At 68.0% G+C, this 17,141-nt stretch carries 16 protein-coding genes; 4 read left to right on the top strand and 12 right to left on the bottom strand.

Going from position 1 to position 17,141, the window contains the following annotated elements; translation table 11 throughout:
* The first annotated feature begins 123 nt into the window (after positions 1 to 123).
* Together CHB86_RS07500 and CHB86_RS07495 are read left to right on the top strand one after the other, a co-directional pair.
* Positions 124 to 1,350, top strand: a complete 1,227-nt coding sequence (locus CHB86_RS07500) for an acyl-CoA dehydrogenase (RefSeq protein ID WP_089232373.1) — start codon at positions 124 to 126, stop codon at positions 1,348 to 1,350.
* Positions 1,351 to 1,513: 163 nt separating this feature from the next.
* Entirely contained in the window at positions 1,514 to 2,920 is a 1,407-nt protein-coding gene (locus CHB86_RS07495; protein WP_089232372.1) for a bifunctional enoyl-CoA hydratase/phosphate acetyltransferase, read from the top strand.
* Positions 2,921 to 2,944: 24 nt separating this feature from the next.
* Here CHB86_RS07495 and CHB86_RS07490 read toward each other — a convergent pair whose 3' ends face one another.
* The 7 genes from CHB86_RS07490 to CHB86_RS07460 are packed head-to-tail and all read right to left on the bottom strand — an operon-like array spanning position 2,945 to position 9,448.
* Positions 2,945 to 3,463 carry a redoxin domain-containing protein gene (locus CHB86_RS07490; protein ID WP_089232371.1) on the bottom strand — a complete coding sequence of 173 codons (519 nt, stop codon included), beginning with the start codon at positions 3,461 to 3,463 and terminating at the stop codon, positions 2,945 to 2,947.
* A gap of 26 nt (positions 3,464 to 3,489) precedes the next feature.
* A complete protein-coding gene (locus CHB86_RS07485; protein ID WP_089232370.1) occupies positions 3,490 to 3,873 on the bottom strand; it encodes a Na+/H+ antiporter subunit G in 384 nt (127 codons plus the stop codon).
* A gap of 7 nt (positions 3,874 to 3,880) precedes the next feature.
* Entirely contained in the window at positions 3,881 to 4,150 is a 270-nt protein-coding gene (locus tag CHB86_RS07480; RefSeq protein ID WP_089232369.1) for a K+/H+ antiporter subunit F, read from the bottom strand.
* Positions 4,147 to 4,638 (bottom strand): Na+/H+ antiporter subunit E, encoded by a 492-nt coding sequence (locus CHB86_RS07475; protein WP_089232606.1) that lies wholly within the window; start codon positions 4,636 to 4,638, stop codon positions 4,147 to 4,149. The genes CHB86_RS07480 and CHB86_RS07475 overlap by 4 nt, the downstream gene beginning before the upstream one ends.
* A gap of 16 nt (positions 4,639 to 4,654) precedes the next feature.
* Entirely contained in the window at positions 4,655 to 6,181 is a 1,527-nt protein-coding gene (locus CHB86_RS07470; protein WP_089232368.1) for a monovalent cation/H+ antiporter subunit D, read from the bottom strand.
* Positions 6,178 to 6,594, bottom strand: coding sequence for a Na+/H+ antiporter subunit C (locus CHB86_RS07465; RefSeq protein ID WP_089232367.1), 417 nt, complete (start codon positions 6,592 to 6,594; stop codon positions 6,178 to 6,180). Before CHB86_RS07465 ends, CHB86_RS07470 begins: the two co-directional genes overlap by 4 nt.
* Position 6,595: 1 nt before the next feature.
* On the bottom strand, positions 6,596 to 9,448 hold the full coding sequence (locus CHB86_RS07460) for a monovalent cation/H+ antiporter subunit A (protein ID WP_089232605.1): 2,853 nt from the start codon (positions 9,446 to 9,448) through the stop codon (positions 6,596 to 6,598).
* A gap of 554 nt (positions 9,449 to 10,002) precedes the next feature.
* Between CHB86_RS07460 and CHB86_RS07455 the strand changes: the two genes are divergently transcribed.
* A complete protein-coding gene (locus CHB86_RS07455; RefSeq protein ID WP_089232366.1) occupies positions 10,003 to 10,437 on the top strand; it encodes a universal stress protein in 435 nt (144 codons plus the stop codon).
* A gap of 17 nt (positions 10,438 to 10,454) precedes the next feature.
* Here the strand turns inward: CHB86_RS07455 and CHB86_RS07450 are convergent, their stop codons facing one another.
* From CHB86_RS07450 to CHB86_RS07430, 5 genes are all read right to left on the bottom strand, one after another.
* Positions 10,455 to 11,687 carry an efflux RND transporter periplasmic adaptor subunit gene (locus tag CHB86_RS07450; protein WP_089232365.1) on the bottom strand — a complete coding sequence of 411 codons (1,233 nt, stop codon included), beginning with the start codon at positions 11,685 to 11,687 and terminating at the stop codon, positions 10,455 to 10,457.
* 7 nt (positions 11,688 to 11,694) lie between these two features.
* Positions 11,695 to 14,070, bottom strand: a complete 2,376-nt coding sequence (locus CHB86_RS07445; protein WP_245837801.1) for an ABC transporter permease — start codon at positions 14,068 to 14,070, stop codon at positions 11,695 to 11,697.
* The gene (locus tag CHB86_RS07440; RefSeq protein WP_425445410.1) at positions 14,064 to 14,792 is read right to left on the bottom strand and encodes an ABC transporter ATP-binding protein; all 729 of its coding nucleotides are present in this window, start codon (positions 14,790 to 14,792) and stop codon (positions 14,064 to 14,066) included. The genes CHB86_RS07445 and CHB86_RS07440 overlap by 7 nt, the downstream gene beginning before the upstream one ends.
* 471 nt (positions 14,793 to 15,263) lie before the next feature.
* Positions 15,264 to 15,626 carry a cupin domain-containing protein gene (locus CHB86_RS07435; protein ID WP_089232364.1) on the bottom strand — a complete coding sequence of 121 codons (363 nt, stop codon included), beginning with the start codon at positions 15,624 to 15,626 and terminating at the stop codon, positions 15,264 to 15,266.
* A gap of 42 nt (positions 15,627 to 15,668) precedes the next feature.
* Positions 15,669 to 16,136 carry an SRPBCC domain-containing protein gene (locus tag CHB86_RS07430; RefSeq protein ID WP_089232363.1) on the bottom strand — a complete coding sequence of 156 codons (468 nt, stop codon included), beginning with the start codon at positions 16,134 to 16,136 and terminating at the stop codon, positions 15,669 to 15,671.
* 271 nt (positions 16,137 to 16,407) lie between these two features.
* On the opposite strand from CHB86_RS07430, the gene CHB86_RS07425 reads away from it, so the two are divergent.
* The gene (locus tag CHB86_RS07425) at positions 16,408 to 17,040 is read left to right on the top strand and encodes an ATP-dependent Clp protease proteolytic subunit (protein ID WP_089232362.1); all 633 of its coding nucleotides are present in this window, start codon (positions 16,408 to 16,410) and stop codon (positions 17,038 to 17,040) included.
* Positions 17,041 to 17,141 lie beyond the last annotated feature (101 nt).

The following is a 17,141-nucleotide window of genomic DNA, read 5'->3' as shown; positions in this document are numbered from 1 at the left end:
AGCGGCAAGTGGGGCGGCATGGGAGGCGCGTGTTTTGTCGCGGGCCTCGCAGCGCCTTTGAAGTTCCGCGAAAAAGTGTCTAACTCCGTCGCACCGACGGGCAGAGAACATGGAGGAGCGCCGATGGCCACCGAGGATCACCCCAACACCCCCGAGCTTGCCCGCGCGCGCCCCGCGCCGCTGGTCTGGGAGGACCCGTTCCTGCTGGACGATCAGCTGAGCGAAGAGGAGCGGATGATCCGGGACGCGGCCCATGCCTATTGCCAGGACGGGCTCGCGCGCCGCGTGCTCGAGGCCAACCGGCACGAGGTCTTCGACCGCGAGATCATGACAGAACTCGGCGAACTCGGCCTGCTGGGCGCGACGATCCCCGAGGAATACGGCGGGGCGGGCGTGAACTACACCTCCTATGGGCTGGTGGCCCGCGAGGTGGAGCGGGTCGATTCCGGCTACCGCTCGGCGATGTCGGTGCAATCCTCGCTCGTGATGCACCCGATCTTTGCCTACGGCACCGAGGAACAGCGCAGACGCTTCCTGCCGAAACTCGCGACCGGTGAACTGGTCGGCTGTTTCGGCCTGACCGAGCCCGACCACGGCTCCGACCCCGGCGGCATGGTCACGCGCGCCAAGCCCGTCGACGGCGGCTACCTCGTCTCCGGGGCGAAGAACTGGATCACCAACAGCCCGATCGCCGATGTCTGCGTGGTCTGGGCCAAGTCCGAGGCCCATGACGGCAAGATCAAGGGCTTCCTGCTGGAACGCGGCATGAAGGGGCTGGAGACGCCCAAGATCGAGGGCAAGTTCAGCTTGCGGGCCTCGATCACCGGCATGATCATGATGGACGAGGTCTTCGTGCCGGAAGAGAACCTGCTGCCGGAAGCCAGCGGCCTTGCGGGGCCCTTCGGCTGCCTCAACCGGGCCCGTTACGGTATCGCATGGGGTGCGCTCGGCGCGGCGGAGGCCTGCTGGCACATGGCGCGCGACTACACGCTCGAGCGGAAGCAGTTCGGCCGCCCGCTCGCCGCCAACCAGCTGATCCAGAAGAAACTCGCCGACATGCAGACCGAGATTGCCCTGGGCCTGCAGGGCGCGCTGCGCCTCGGCCGGCTGATGGACGAGCACCGCGCGCCCGCGGAGTTGGTGAGCCTGATGAAGCGCAACAATTGCGGCAAGTCGCTCGCCATCGCGCGCGAGGCGCGGGACATGCTGGGCGGCAACGGGATCTCCGACGAATACGGCGTGATCCGGCACGTGATGAACCTCGAGGCCGTGAACACCTACGAGGGCACCCACGACGTCCACGCGCTGATCCTCGGGCGGGCACAGACCGGGATCCAGGCGTTCCAGTAGGCAGGCGGGCCCTGCTGTCACGGAAATTTCGCAACAACCCCATCGACGGTGGACCGGCCATCGGCCATCCTCGTCGTCGGGCCGTTGCGCGCCCGCCTGACAAGGAGTGCCGGCGCCACCCGCCTGCATGCCGAGGCGCCGATCATTCCGGGGGATTGCACCGATGACACAGGGAACCACCTTTGAGAACCGCACCTACGAGGAGCTGAAGGTCGGCGACGAGGCCAGCCTGGCCCGGATCGCCCGCGAGGAGGATTTCCTGGTCTTCGCCACGGCCTCCGGCAATCACAACCCGATGCACCTCGCGGCCTATGACGGCGATGGCGACGGGGTTCCGGAGGCGATTGCGCCGTCGCTCTGGGTCGGCTCGCTCGTCTCGGCGGTGCTGGGCAACCTGCTGCCCGGTGCGGGCACGCTCTATCGCCACCAGAGCTTCGACTTCTCCGGCCATGCCCAGGCGGGGGACGAGCTGGTGGTGACCGTGCGGGTGCTGGAGAAGCTGCCGGAGCACGAAGTCCGGCTGTCCACCGAGGTGCGGCGGGCTGCAGACGGGGCGGTGATCGTCTCCGGCGAGGCGCTCATCTCCGCGCCGACCCGCAAGCTGCGGTTCGACGCGCTAGACGTGCCGGGCCTGATCGTGCAGCGCCACCGGCATTTCGAGAAGCTTGTCGCGCTGGCCGCGCCGCTGGACCCGCTGGTCACGGCCGTCATCGCGCCGGAGGAACCGCGGTCCCTGGGCGGTGCGCTGCTGGCCCATGCGCAGAACATCATCACGCCGATCCTGGTCGGAGCGCCGGACAGGATCGCCGCCGCCGCGGCCGAGACCGGGCTGTCGCTGGAAGGCATCGAGATCATCGACGAGCCCGATCACGCGCTGGCTGCGCATCGCGCGGTGGACCTGGTGGCCGACGGCCGGGCCGGGGCGCTGATGAAGGGGCACCTGCACACCGACGACCTGCTGCGGGCGGCGCTTCGCAAGGAGCGGGGCCTGCGCGCCGGGCGGCGCTTCACCCATGTCTTCGTCATGGACGTGCCCGGCGTGCCGCACCCGCTGCTGGTGACCGACGCCGCGGTGAACATCCAGCCGGACCTGAAGACCAAGGTCGACATCGTGCAGAACGCCATCGACGTCGCGATCTCCATCGGGATCGCGGTGCCGCGGGTCGGGATGCTGTCGGCGGTGGAGACCGTGAACCCCGACATTCCGTCCTCGATCGACGCCGCGCTTCTGTCCAAGATGGCCGATCGCGGGCAGATCACCGGCGGGCTGGTGGACGGGCCGCTGGCCATGGACAACGCCGTCGACATCGGCGCCGCGCGGACCAAGGGGATCACCTCGGAGGTGGCCGGGCGCGCCGAGGTGCTGGTGCCGCCCGACATCGACTCCGCCAACATGCTGGCCAAGCAGCTGGCCTATATCTCGCACGCCGAGGGGGCAGGTCTGGTGCTGGGGGCCAGCGTGCCGATCATCCTCAACTCGCGGTCCGACGGCGACATGGCTCGTCTCGCCTCCTGCGCTGTGGCGGCGCTGCACCACGCGCGCACACGCGGTCTCTCGCCCAAGCACTGAGACAGCGGAAAAGGTCCGGCCGTGTCAGGCCGTCCCGCGCGCGGGACGGTTGTGGGCGATGTTGAACTTCATGCCGTCCAGCAATTCCGCCAGGTCAGGGCGTGCGGCGGGGCCGTTCGACAGGCAGACCACCTGGATGATCCCGTCGGGGCGCACGCAGAACACCGCCGGCTCGGCAAAGCGGCGGTCTGTCTCCTGGGGCGACAGCGGTTCGGAGACGTAGAGGCCGAGTGTCCGCATCTGCGCCTCGCCCAGGTCGTAGCCGACATCGAAGCTCCAGCCGAACTCGGCCACGTCGGACTGCGCCTTCGGCTCGGGATCGGCGGAGACGGCGATCACGTCGAAGCCCGCGTCCTCCCAGTCGCCCTTGAGCGCCTCGAGCCCGGCGAGGTATTTCTTGCAGCGCCCGCAATGCTTGCCGCGGTAGACCACCAGCAGCGTGTGGCGCTCCCGTGGGCCGCCGATCTCGATCTGCCCGCCACCGAGCTTCGGAAACGCCATATGGGGCAGGGGGCCGCCGGCGGCGGGCTTGGAGTCGGTCATCTGGTCTCTCGCTTCGTGAAGGGGCGTTACTTGGTGTCGATCGGCTGCTTGCCGTCGCCGACCTCGTCATACCCGGCCCAGCCGTAGTCGCCGCCCGTGGGAGGCAGATCGCGCTCCTTCACGTCGCGGTGCATGTGGGCTTTCGCGACGAAATTGGCGGTGATCGGCGCGGTGATCAGCAGGAAGGCGGTGATCAGCAGTTCATGGAACGACACGCGCTCCATGAAGACGGCGAAATAGACCATCGAGGCGATCAGCACGCCGCCGACGCCCAGCGTCGTGGCCTTGGTCGGTGCATGAAGCCGCCGCATCGTGTCGTTGAGCTTTACCAGCCCCCAGGACCCGAGCAGGCCGAAGATCCCGCCGACGATCAGCATGAACGATATGACTATCTCGGCAATCAGGCTCATGGCTTCCTCACTCGATGATGTTGCCGCGCAGGATGAAGCGGCAATAGGCGACGGTGGAGACGAAGCCGAACATGGCGATCAGCAGCGAGACCTCGAAATAGACCGCGGTGCCGACGAGGATGCCGTAGATGTTCAGCAGGGCGATGGCGTTGATGACCATGGTGTCGAGCGCCAGGATCCTGTCGACGACGCCTGGGGCGAAGCGGATGCGCCAGAGGTTCAGCAACAGGCCGATCCCGTAGCAGGCGATGGCGAAGTAGAGCGCAAAGGTAATCATTCGAAGATCTCCTTCAGGCGCCGCTCGTAGCGGTGCTTGATCTCGTCGCGCACGGCGTCGGGATCGTCCGTATCGAGGCAGTGGACCAGCAGGTGGCTGGCGTCGGCCGAAAGCATCGCGGTCACGGTGCCCGGCGTCATGGTGATCGTGCCGGCCAGCATCGTGATGGCTTCCGGCGAGCGCAGCTCCAGCGGCACCGCGATCCACTGGCTGTGGGTGTTCGCGTTCGACTTGAACAGGATGATCTTCGCCACCGCGATGTTGGCGATGCAGATGTCCCAGAGCACGAGCAGAATGTATTCCGCCGCCTTCAGCGGTTTGCCGACCTTGGGACGGTCCGGCCAGAAGGGCTGCGTGATGCCGGGGATCAGCACGCCCAGAACGACGCCCAACAGCAGGTTGCCGAGGGTGATGGTGTTGACCAGCAGAAGCCAGATGATCACCAGGAAGCCGGTCAGCTGCGGGTGCGGAAAGACGCGTCTCAGGATGGCTCCAACCATGGTCCTACCCCTCCTCCTGCGGCCCGAGCACCGCCTCGATATAGCGATCCGGATCCCATATCTGCGCCGCGGTGTCCTCCATCGCCTGCAGCACCGGGCCGGCGGCCAGGGTCAGCAGCACCATCATCGCCAGCGGGATGCCGGCGGCAGTCAGCGCCAGCGGGCGCAGCGGGTGCGCCGGGATCGGGTTGCCGTCGAGATCGAGGTTCTTCGGATTGGCGAAATGCGGATCGAGCGGTTTCCAGAAATACCGGCTGCCGCGCAGGGTGAAGCCCACGATGACCAGCAGCGAGGTGATGAGGATAATCGCCCAGATCGTCGGCATCCAGGCCGCGTCCCTGCTGGCGTCGAGGATCAGCAGCTTGCCGAGGAAGCCGCTGAGGGGCGGCATCCCCGCCGAGGCGATGGCGGCGGCAAAGAACAGCGATGCGACGAAGCCGCCCGGTGCGCGGACGGTCGGCCCTTGCGAGGCGAGGATCAGGTCCACCACAAGGAACAGCGCGGCTGCGGCGAAGGTCGAATGCAGCAGGTAGAACAGCGCCGCCGCCGTGGCCTGCTCGGTGCCGAGGCCGATCGCGGTCAGCAGCGTGCCCATCGAGGCCAGCACCGCGAAGGCGGCCTGCCGCGGCGGTTGTTTCGCCCCGAGCACGCCGATGGCGCCGATTATCAGCGTCGCCAGGCCTGCCGGCAGGATCAGCCCGATGAAGAAGTCGCCGATCGCCGGCGAACCCGTGCCGAAGACAAGCGTGTACATGCGGATGATCGAGTAGGCGCCGACCTTGGTCAGAATGGCGAAGAGCGCGGCCACCGGCATCGGCGCGTTGCGGTAGGTGCCGGGCAGCCAGAACTGCACCGGAAATGCCGCCGCCTTGATGCCGAACACGATCAGCAGCAGCGCCCCGCCGACCAGCAGCAGCGCCTGGTCGCCCGCGGGCACCTCCCGCACGCGCAGGGCCATGTCGGCCATGTTGAGCGTGCCTGTGACCGCGTAGAGCGTGCCCATCGCGAACAGGAACAGCGTGGAGCCTGCGAGGTTCATCACCACGTACTGTAGACCCGCGCGCAGCCGCACGCCGCCGCCGGCGTGGATCATCAGCCCGTAGGAGGCGATCAGCAGCACTTCGAAGAAGACGAAGAGGTTGAAGGCGTCGCCGGTCAGGAAGGCGCCGTTCACCCCCATGAGCTGGAAGGCGAAGAGCGCATGGAAGTGCCAGCCGCGCCCGTCCCAGCCGCTGCCCATCGCGTAGAGGACCACGCCGATGGCCAACAGCGAGGTGAGCACCAGCATGGTCGCGGCCAGCCGATCCAGCACCAGCACGATGCCGAAGGGCGCCGGCCAGTCGCCCAGCCGGTAGACGTGAATGGTACCGTCGAGGGTGGAGATGTAGAGCCCGCCCGCGATGGCGATGAGCGCCACCGTCATGGCGATGGAGAACACGCGCTGCAGCACGAGGTCGTGGCGCATGGCCATCGCCATGACCGCGGCCACGATGGCCGGCATCACGACGGGAGCGATGATCCAGTTGCTCATCCGAAATCTCCCCTCGGCCGTTGCAGGCCCGGTTCGGTGGGGTCCTCCTCCCAGGGGATTTCGTCCGGATCGAGGTCCATCTCACCCGGCGAGCGGCGCAGGTCGATGTGGTCGGTGTCGGATTCGAGGAAGGCCCCGAGCGCGATCAGCACCGCCACCGCCGTCATCCCGAACGAGATCACGATGGCGGTCAGCACGAGCGCCTGGGGCAGGGGGTCGGTGTAGCCTTCGGCATACTTGGAATAGACCGGCGGCATGTTGATCGCGAGCCGGCCGCTGGCGAACAGGAACAGGTTCACGGCATAGGTCAACAGCGCGGTGCCGACGATGACCGAGAAGGTCCGCCGCCGCAGGATCAGGTAGATCCCGCCGGCCGTCTGAAGCCCGATAACCAGTGCGAGAAGTGCTTCCATCTCAGTTCTCCGGGCCGTCGTCGGCGGCCAGCGCCGAGGGGTCGTAATCCATCGGCGAGACGTTGACCGATTCACCGGTGCGCCGCGCCAGCCGGCTCAGCGAGTAGAGCGCCAGCATCACCGCGCCGACCACCGTCAGGAAAACGCCGAGGTCGAATGCCATTGCCGTCGCCAGTTCGAATTCCTCGATCGGCGGGATGTGGAAATAGCCGTAGGCGCTGGTCAGGAACGGCAGGCCGTTGAACCAGGCGCCGATCCCGGTGATCGCCGCGATCAGCACGCCCCAGCCGATGAAGGCGTGGTAGGGAATGCTGATCCGCTCGGTGGCCCAGGCGAAGCCGGAGGCCATGTACTGCATCAGCAGCGCGATCGCGACGACGAGGCCGGCAATGAAGCCGCCGCCGGGGTCGTTGTGGCCGCGCAGGAAAATGTAGACCCCGACCATCAGCGAGATCGGCATCATCACCCGGGTCGCGACCACCATCATCAGCGGGTGGCGGTCCTTGGAATAGCGCATCTCGTGGACCCAGTTGGCCAGCTTGCGCGAGGCCCGGCCCTCCATCAGCGCTTCCTCCAGCGCGTAGATCAGCAGGGCGGCGATGCCGAGCACGATGATCTCGCCGAAAGTGTCGTAGCCGCGGAAGTCCACGAGGATCACGTTCACCACGTTGGTGCCGCCCCCTTCGGGCTTGGCGTTGGCGATGTAGTAGCCCGAGATCGTCTCGAAATCTCGGGTCATCAGTGCCCAGGCCAGCGCCGCCACGGCGATGCCGGCCGCCCCTGCGACGGCCATGTCGCGCCCGCGCCGGCTCCAGCTCGATTCCCGCGGCGTGTGCTTGGGCAGGAAGTGCAGGGCCAGCAGCATCAGGATCAGCGTCACGACCTCCACGGTCACCTGCGTCATGGCAAGGTCGGGGGCCGAGAGCCGCACGAAGATGATCGATACGATCAGGCCGTTGATCCCGATCAGGACCAGCACCAGCAGGCGGGAGCGGTGGTAGGTCATGATCGCCATCGTCGAGGCCGCGAGCAGGATCGCGCCGATGTAGTCGACCATGGTCGGATCCAGGGTCGCCCGCGTGCCCGGCGTGTGCGTGCCCGAGGAGAAGGCATAGAGCCCGGCCGCCACCGTCGCCGTGCCGAGGATCGCCACGAACTTGGTGAGGCGCCCGTCATGCAGGTTGTTGGACAGCCGGCCGGCGCTGCGGTGCAGGGTTTCCACGAGAGATTCGAAGATCCGCTTCGCCTCCGGTTTCGGCATGGCCGCCCAGATCCGGTCGAGCGGCGCGAAGGCATAGAGGATCGCAAGGCCGCCGATCGTGGCGATGACGCTCATCAGAAGCGCCGGGGTGAAGCCGTGCCAGATCTTGAGCTTGTGCGCCTCGAGGTGCTGCGCGGTCGTCGCATCGGCCACGACATGCAGGAAATTGCCCACCGTCGCCTGCGGGAAGATCCCGATCACCACCGCCATCACCGACAGCAGGGCGGGCGCGGCCCACATGCCGAACGGCGGATCGTGCGGCTTGGACGGGTAGTCGTCGCGCACCGGGCCGAGGAAGACGTGGCCGACATATCGGAAGGAATAGGCCGCCGAGAGCGTCGCCCCGAGCGTCGCCAGCACCGGGATCACCCAGTAGCTCCCGGCCCATGCGGTGTGCGAGGCCTCCTCCAGCATCAGCTCCTTCGAGAGGAAGCCGTTGAGAAGCGGAATGCCCGCCATCGACAGCGCGGTCACGGTGGCCAGGGTGGCGGTGATCGGCATCAGGTGCCGAAGCCCGCCCAGCCGCTTGATCGAGCGGGTGTGGGTCTCGTGATCGACGATGCCGGCTGTCATGAAGAGCGCGGCCTTGAAGATCGTGTGGTTGATGATGTGGAACACCGCCGCCGTCGCCGCCGCCGTCGTGCCGAAGCCTAACAGCATCGTGATCAGCCCGAGGTGGCTGACGGTCGAATAGGCCAGCAGCGCCTTGAGGTCGTCCTTGAAGATCGCGATGGCCGCGCCCACCACCATGGTCACGAGGCCGGTGGTGGCGACGAGGTAGAACCAGAGGTCGGTGCCCGACAGCACCGGCCAGAGCCGCGCCATCAGGAAGAGACCGGCCTTCACCATGGTGGCCGAGTGCAGGTAGGCGGAGACCGGCGTGGGGGCCGCCATGGCGTGCGGAAGCCAGAAGTGGAACGGGAACTGCGCCGACTTGGTGAAGGCGCCGAGCAGGATCAGCAGCAGCGCCGGGACGTAGAGCGGCGAGGCCTGGATCGCGTCGCGCTGCGTCAGGATCTCGGAGATGTCGTAGGTGCCTGCGGCTTCGCCCAGCAACAGCATCCCCCCGATCAGCGCCAGCCCGCCCATCCCGGTCACCGCGAGCGCCATGCGCGCGCCCTGCCGGCCCGCGCCCGTGTGCCGCCAGTAGCCGATCAGCAGGAACGAGGAAAGCGACGTAAGCTCCCAGAAAATAACCATCATCAGGATGTTGTCGCTCAGGACGATGCCCAGCATCGCCCCCTGGAACAGCATCAGGTAGGTGTAGAACTGGCCCATCGGGTCTTCGCGCGAGAGGTAGAAGCGCGCGTAGAGGATGATCAGCAGGCCGATGCCGAGGATCATGGTGGCGAACAGCAGCCCGAGCCCGTCCAGCATGAAATGCGCGTTGAGCCCGAGCAGCGGCATCCAGTCGAGCCGGTAGGTGACGATCTCGCCGCGCCAGACGGCGGTGGAGTGAATCCCCAGCAGGATCAGCGCGGAGAGGGTGGCCCAACCGGCGGACAGGGCGCAGGCGTTCCTGCCGACGCGGATCATAAGTCCGGGAAACAGCGCGCCGATGAACGGCAGGGCCGCGATCAGGGCAAGCGTCACATCCGTGTGCTCTGTCACGTCATCGTCCCCATCTTCTCCTGGTAGGCTGTCGCGCAAGCGTTTCGGGGATTAGTAGGAAATTTGTCGGGAAAAGCAAATCGGTCCTTGTCGAAACCGGCGTCGCAGGCGGGATACATCAGCGAATTCACAGGTTGCCGGAGGGCGCCAGATGCCCCCGTGAGGCGTCGGCGCGCAGGGTGGCTCGGTGCGGCGGCTGGGTCTTGATTCGAAGGTGTCCGGACGATCCGGCCCGGCTGCTTCCGCGAACATGGGAGCGAGGGGGCGTGCCCGGCGGGATCGGGCTGCGCGGCTCCGCTCCTGCGCCGAGATGCCGCTCCAGGGCCGCTCCAGGCCGCTGTGATGGCCTGCTTGCATGACGGCCATTCCGCGGGCTGGTGGCGCGGCGGACGATTGCGATTCCGCTGATCCTTGCCCCGTGGTAAGCGGGCGTCCTGCGAGGGGTGCATGGGCGCGATCCGGCGCCTCTGACCCGTCGCAGCAATCCCCCCGGCCGCGCCATGTTCCCTGCGCCGGTCTATCCCAGGAGCCCCAAGATGTACTCGTCCATTCTGCTTGCCATCGACCTGAACGATGGCCCCTCCGCGCACAAGGTCGCCGAGGTGGCATTCCGCCTGGCGAAGGATCACGGGGCGTCCCTGCACATCGTCAACGTGATCCCGGATTTCGGCATGTCGATCGTCGGCTCGTATTTCAGCGCGGCGCAGAAGAAGCAGATCATCGACGACGAGCGCAAGCGCTTCGCCGACTGGGCCGCGGAGGAAGTGCCGGAGGGCATTTCCTACGATCTCACGGTGGTGAAGGGCAGCGTCTACGACAACATCCTCCGGACTGCGGACAAGATCGGCGCCGACGTGATCGTGCTCGGCTCGCACAAGCCGGAGCTGGAGGATTACCTGCTCGGCCCCAATGCCGCGCGCGTCGTGCGCCACGCCAAGCAATCCGTGTTCGTGGTGCGCAGCTCGGACTGACGCGCCCTGCCGGCCGGTCAGTTCGTCGCGCGGTTGGCGACCCGTGCGCCCTCGGCAAGGCCGGGGGCCGGGTAGAGCACGATCCGCTCGCCGGGCTCGAGGCCCGAGGCGACAGCCGCCTCCAGCCCGTTCGAACGCTCGATCTCGACCGGGCGCAGCCGCGCCACGCCCTCCTCGACGACAAAGACCGCCTGTCCGCCGTCCTGCCGGAACAGCGCGCTGGCCGGCACGATGGTTGCGTCCCCGGTCTCCCAGACCACGATCCGCACCTCGACGCGGAACCCGTGGCCAAGGGCCGTGCGGGTGTCCGGCGGGTCGGTCAGGGCGATCCGCGCCCGCACCCGTTGCTCCTCCACGCCAAGCGCCGAATACTTGGTGAAGCCCCAGGGATCGATCCGGATCACTTCTCCGGCCAGCGGCTGCGGTCCGCCCCATTTGTCGACGATCACCCGGTCGCCCTCGCGCACCTGAACGGCGTCAGTCGAGAGCAACTCCACCACGACCTCGAGATCCTCCTCGATATTGCCGATCTCCATGATCGGCGTTCCGACGGGCAGGGTGGTCTCGCTCTTCTGCATGACCTGCAGGATGCGGCCTGTGGCAGGGGCGAAGAGCGGCGTCGCCTTCTCGGTGTTGATCTGCAGCGCGGTGGCCAGCCCCTGGTCGTCGAAGCCGATGAGCTGGGCGCGGGCGTTGGCGACCTCGGCCTCGCGCATCGAGATCGCGGCCTCGGCGGTGTCGAGCGCGGCCTGCGCGGCCCGCGCCGTGCCCTCGGCCCGCTCCAGCGCCGCCTGCGCCAGCGTGCCGGTCTGCGCAAGCTGCTGGGCGCGTTCAAGGTCCGACTGGGCCACGTCGTTGTCCGCGATGGCCTTGTTGAGGTCGGCGCGGGCCACCCGGAGCGCGGCCTCGGCGGCGGTCACGGCGGCGCGGGCCTGTTCCCGGGTCCGGATGTCGAGCGCCGAGGGGTTGATGGGCAGCATGTGGGCCACCACGGTCGTGCCGCGCACCACCGCGTCGCCCGGTTCCACCGCGACCCGCAGCAGCCGTCCGGTGACCGGGGTGGAGACGACATAGGGGTCATGCACCCGGGTGCGGGCCTCCTCGTCGATGGTGACGACCAGCGGGCCGCGCGTGACTTCGCCGATATCCACCAGCATCGGGCGCGGCCAGAAGGCGAAGGCCAGGGCACCCGCAACGAGCGCCAGCACCAACAGCGTCAGCAACCTGCGGGATCGTTTCCTGCGTGCCATGACGGTCTCACTCCCCCATCTTGAGCGCCGTGACCAGGTCCACCCGGTCGAGATCGCGCTTCACCAGCCAGCCCGAGAACGCAGCGCTGGCAAGAACGGCGAGCGCGGCCGAGCCCACCGACTGCGCATCGAAGGTCAGCGGAATCGAATAGACCTCGGTCGAAAAGGCCGCCGACACCGCCGCCGCCATGCCGTATCCAAGCAGCGCCCCCAGCGGCAGCGCGGCCAGCGTCACGAGGCCGAGCTCGCCCAGCAGCACGAAGGCCGCCTCGCCCCGGCTGAAACCGATCACCCGAAGGCTGGCGAGGTCGTGCACCCGCTCGGCAAAGGCGATGCGGGCCGAGTTGTAGACGATGCCGAAGGTGACCACCCCGGCAATCGCCAGCATGATGTAGCGCATCATCCCCATGCCGCTGTCCATCATCGTCTGTATGGAATCCCGGGTCTCGGCCTTGAGCGCCACCCCGGCGACGCCCGGCATGTCCTTGATCGCCACGAGCACCTCGTCCTGCACCGCGCTGTCGATCCGCAAATAGGCGCCGGAGACCCGGCCCGGCTCCTTCAGCGCGGCGTTGAGGGCCTCCATGTTCATGTAGGCCGGCGACCCGAGCAGGCTGTCGGCCACCGCCACCACCGGGATGTCGAGCACCGGCCGGCGGCCTTCGCGCACTTCCGCCGTCACCACGTCGCCCGGCGCCGCTTCCAGCACGCGTGCTAGGGTGGTGGAGAGCACGATCCCCTCCTCGGGCAGGGTCAGCGGGCGTTGCGCCTCGTCCATCGCGCGGGCGAGCCGCGGCGCGGACAGCATCCCGTTGATGGTGCCGCGGTGATCGTTCAGCCCGTGGCGCAGCAGCACGGGCACGTTCCGGACCGGCTCCACCTCCTGCACGCCGGGCAGCCGGCCGAGCTCGTAGATCGCCTTGTCGGATTGCGGATGGGTGAAGCTGACCTGTGCGTCGGATCGGTCGAGCACGCTGAACCCCAGATCGATCGATTTCGAGAAGCCGGCCTGGACCCCGATCATGCCCACCGAGAGCGCCATGCCCGTTGCGATGCCGAGCGCACCGCCGGCCATCCGCATCGGCTGCCGCTGAAGCCGGCGAAGCACCATCCGTCCGGGCTGGTCGAGCAACCGGCTCCAGAGGCCCGCGAGCCGCCCGGTGCCGCTGTAATCGGCCGGGGCGGGCGGGCGCATCGCCACCGCCGGGGCGAGGCGGAACACCCCGCGCAACACCCCGAACCCGCCCGCGCAGGCCGCGAGGACCGAGGTCATCACGCCGATGACGAAGCTGCGCGGATCGAGCTGGAACACGAGGAAGGGGAACTTGTAGTAATCCTGGTAGACCCCGGCCATCGCCCGCCCGGCCGCGATGCCGCCGAGCGAGCCCGCGATGGCCCCGGCAATCGCGATCGTCAGCATCAGCTTCAGGTAATGGCTCGCGACCTCCCAGTCGGTGTAGCCGAAGGCCTTGAGCAGCCCGATCTCCTCCCGCTCGGCCTGCACGATCCGACTTATGACGATGTAAAGCAGGAAGGCCGAAACCCCGAGAAAGATCGGCGGCACGGCGATCGCGTTCTTGCGGCCGCCCTCGATCTCCTCGGTGATGAAGAAGTTCGATGGCAGGTCCTCCAGCCCGTAGGCGCCGAGCCCGCCGCGGGGTTCGAGTACCCGGTCGATTGCATCGAGCACGCTTTGCAGGTTCACCCCGCGCTCCAGCCCCACCAGCGCCTCGTTGAAGGCGCCCTGCATGTCATAGGCGGCGGACAGGGCGTCGCGCCCCATCCAGATCACGGCGAAACGGGCGTCGTCCGGCACGATCTCTCCCGGCGCGGTGGTGTAGAGGAATTCCGGACTCTGGGCGAGGCCCGCGACCCGGAAGCCGTGGCGGGCGCCGTTCATGGTCGCCTGCAGCCGGTCGCCGGGGGCGAGGCCGCGGGCATCGGCGAACCCCTTGAGCAGCAGGATCTCGTCGCCGCGGTCCGGGTCGGGCATCCGCCCCGCCGTCAGGTGGATGTCGTTGAGCCGGGCCGGACCGTGATCCGGCAACGACACCGCCTGCGCGCGCACCGGCACGATCTCGCCCTCCAGGTCGATCAGCGCCGAGCCCGTGACCCGGCCGACCGCCACGGCGACGCCCGGGATCTCGGCCAGCCGCTCCAGCACCCGGTCGGGCGCGCGCTCCACCGGGGCGAAGACGTCGGCGAGACGGTAACGGTCGTAATAGGCCCGGCGCGTCTCCTCCAGCGTGTTCACGAGGCCCGTCATCATCACCAGCATCAGCACGCCGAGCGCGATGACGGCGGCGATGGCGAGCGCCTGCCCCTTGATCCGCCAGAGGTCGCGCAGGAGCTTTCGGTCGAGCGGTGCGAGCAGGGTCACCATACGATCTCCTCCGGCGCGAGGCGGGTCTCGTTGACCTGCACGTCACGGATCGCACCGTCCGCGAAATGGATCACCCGGTGTGCCATTGCGGCGGTGGCGGCGGCATGGGTGACCATCAGGATCGTGGTTCCGAGCGAGGCGTTCACATCGGCCAGCACCTTGAGCACCGCCCGGCCGGTGGCACTGTCGAGCGCGCCGGTGGGCTCGTCGCAAAACAGCACGTCCGGCTGCTTGGCCACGGCCCGGGCGATGGCGACCCGTTGCTGCTCGCCCCCCGAGAGCTGTGCCGGGAAATGGTGGCGCCGCTCGCCGAGCCCCACGAGACGCAGCGCCTCTGCGGGGTCCATCGGGGCGCGGGCGATCTCGGTCACCAGCTCCACGTTCTCCTCGGCGGTGAGCGAGGGCATCAGGTTGTAGAACTGGAAGACGAAACCGACGTGGTCCCGCCGGTAGCGCGTGAGCGCGCCGTCGCCCATCCCGGTCAGCTCGCGGTCGCGGAACCGGGCGGTGCCGCCGCTGGCGCGGTCGAGGCCGCCGAGGATGTTGAGCAGGGTGGACTTGCCGGAGCCGGAGGGCCCGAGCAGGACGACGAGTTCGCCGCGCGGCACAACGAGATCCACCCCGCGCAGCGCGTGTACGGCGGCTTCGCCCGCGCCATAGACCTTGGTCAGGCCCTCGGTGCGGAAGGTCGGCAGGGACATGGGATCGTCTTGGCCCGTCATGACCGGAACTCCCTTCCTTTCACGTAGGATAGCGGCTGCAACGAAACAAGCCACGCCTGCCGGGCGGGGCGCGGGGTCGCACGGAGTAGGCACGGCTGGTCTGGCGAGCCGGGCCGGGCGCGACACCGGCCGGAGCGGCTCCCGCCGACGTCCTCCCCCTTGCGGGGTCGGACGCCGTTGGGCCGGGCGCCCTTCGGGCGAAGCGCGATGTCCGCGGTGTGGGAGGAGGCGACCGGGTATCCGGGCGCGTGTTCGGTCGTTGCGCGCTTTGGTGTACCAGCCTGCACTTGCGATGGAGGCGTCGCCTCGCAGGAAAGTTCAGGTTTGTCTCGTAGTGTTCGGAAAATTAACATAAATGACCTGGGCGAGCGCCGAGCCGCGCGCGCAGCGCGCGGCTCGGCCCAACGGGAGGAGACGCATCTGCGATGCGGCGACGACGGGCGGGAGGCCTTCGAGCCTGCGGTCCTTCGGTCAGAGCTGGACGATGGCGAGTTCCACGTTCTTCGAACCGATCACCGAGGAGACATGCCCGCTTCCTGTGGTGTCCTCCATCCGCCAGATGCCGCCCGGGCCGATCTCTCGCACCTCGCCGTCCCCGGCCACCACGCGCAGCCGGCCCGCGAGGCAGAAGGCCACCTGCCGGCGCGGCGAGGGATGCTGCGCGCCGCTCCAGCCGGCGGGCAGCACGAGGTAGAGCAGGGCGGCGGCCGGTTCGGCCTCGGAGACCGGCATCGGCGGGGCCGGGGGCGCGAAGTCGGCGGCGCTCATCTCGATCGGGCGGTCCTCGAAATGCGAGATGCCTTCCGCGTCCTCGGTCAGGTGCAGGTAGTTCATCCGGTCCTCCTCCCAGGCAGTGTCACGAGTCCCAGTTCTTGCTCAGTCGCCTTCGCAGGCCTGGAGGAACCGTTCGCCAAGCACGAGGTCCCAGCCCTCGTCGTAATTCGCGGCCGCAGCCTCGCCGGCCGTCCCGAGCCGCTCGAACCCGCCGTGGGTCAGCAGGAGACGGGTCGCGTCCGGGCCGTCGGAGGCAAAATCCAGCATGATCGACGTGGCGTCGGTCCTGGCGCGGCCGACATACCAGTCCAGTTCGAGCCGCTCGTGGGGCAACCAGGTGGTGAGCGTCGCCCAGTCGACGACGCTTCCGTCGTGGCGCCGCTCCCGGATCCGTCCGCCCTGCCGCTGTTCCATCCAGATCTCCAGCGGCAGGCGGCCTTCGGAAGCCGACAGGGAATGCGACCCGACCGGCCACCACCCGCCGATCTCGGCCGTGAAAAGCCGGAAGGCGGTGTCGGGTGTCACCGGAAGCGAATAGGTCTTTCGAACGATCAGAACGGTGTCGGGCATCGGGCCGGGCTCCTCCTGGGGGATGGGAATGGGCTGCGGTTTGGGCACGGGCGCCGGTCGGGAAGGGAAAGGAAATCGGGCACGGGCGACAGAAACGGGCACGCCGGCGTCGCGGGAAAAGTATTGACCCAAGGTAAATCTCCGTGCGGCCCGGAGTCAAATCCGATCGTGCCGGCTGCCCTTGCAGCCCCCGGTGCCCGACACTAAGACTCAGGGACAGAACCGCAGCGGCGTTTGCGAGAGCGACCGCCCCCCACCGAGGCAGACCCCCATGCAGCACCCCGTTGAGACCTACATGAACCTCGTCCCGATGGTCGTCGAACAGACCAGCCGCGGCGAACGCGCCTATGACATCTTCTCGCGCCTGCTCAAGGAGCGGATCGTCTTCGTCAACGGCCCGGTGCACGACGGCATGAGCCAGCTCGTCGTGGCCCAGCTGCTGCACCTGGAGGCGGAGAACCCCTCCAAGGAGATCTCGATGTATATCAACAGCCCCGGCGGCGTCGTGACCTCGGGCCTGTCGATCTACGACACGATGCAGTACATCAAGCCCAAGGTCTCCACCCTCGTGGTCGGTCAGGCCGCCTCGATGGGCTCGCTCCTGCTGACCGCCGGCGAGAAGGGCATGCGGTTCTCGCTTCCCAACAGCCGCATCATGGTGCACCAGCCCTCCGGCGGCTACCAGGGTCAGGCGACGGACATCATGATCCACGCCCAGGAAACCCAGAAGCTGAAGGATCGTCTTAACAATATCTACGTTAAGCACACCGGGCAGACTCTCAAGAAGGTCGAGGCTGCGCTGGAGCGCGACAACTTCATGTCTGCCGAGGACGCGAAGGAATGGGGGCTGATCGACGAGATCGTCGAGAGCCGCAAGACGGCGGAAGACGGCGCCAAGAGCTGAGGCGTCTTTCACATCGATCCGGCGCGTCCGCAGCGTGGCCTTGCCCATCGACATTTGGGCATTGTGCCTCGCCGGGGCGTGCCATACTCTTGGCGGGACGG

The organism is Tropicimonas sediminicola, from assembly GCF_900188335.1.
GTDB lineage: Bacteria > Pseudomonadota > Alphaproteobacteria > Rhodobacterales > Rhodobacteraceae > Tropicimonas > Tropicimonas sediminicola.
This window is presented reverse-complemented; position numbering and strand designations above follow the sequence as displayed.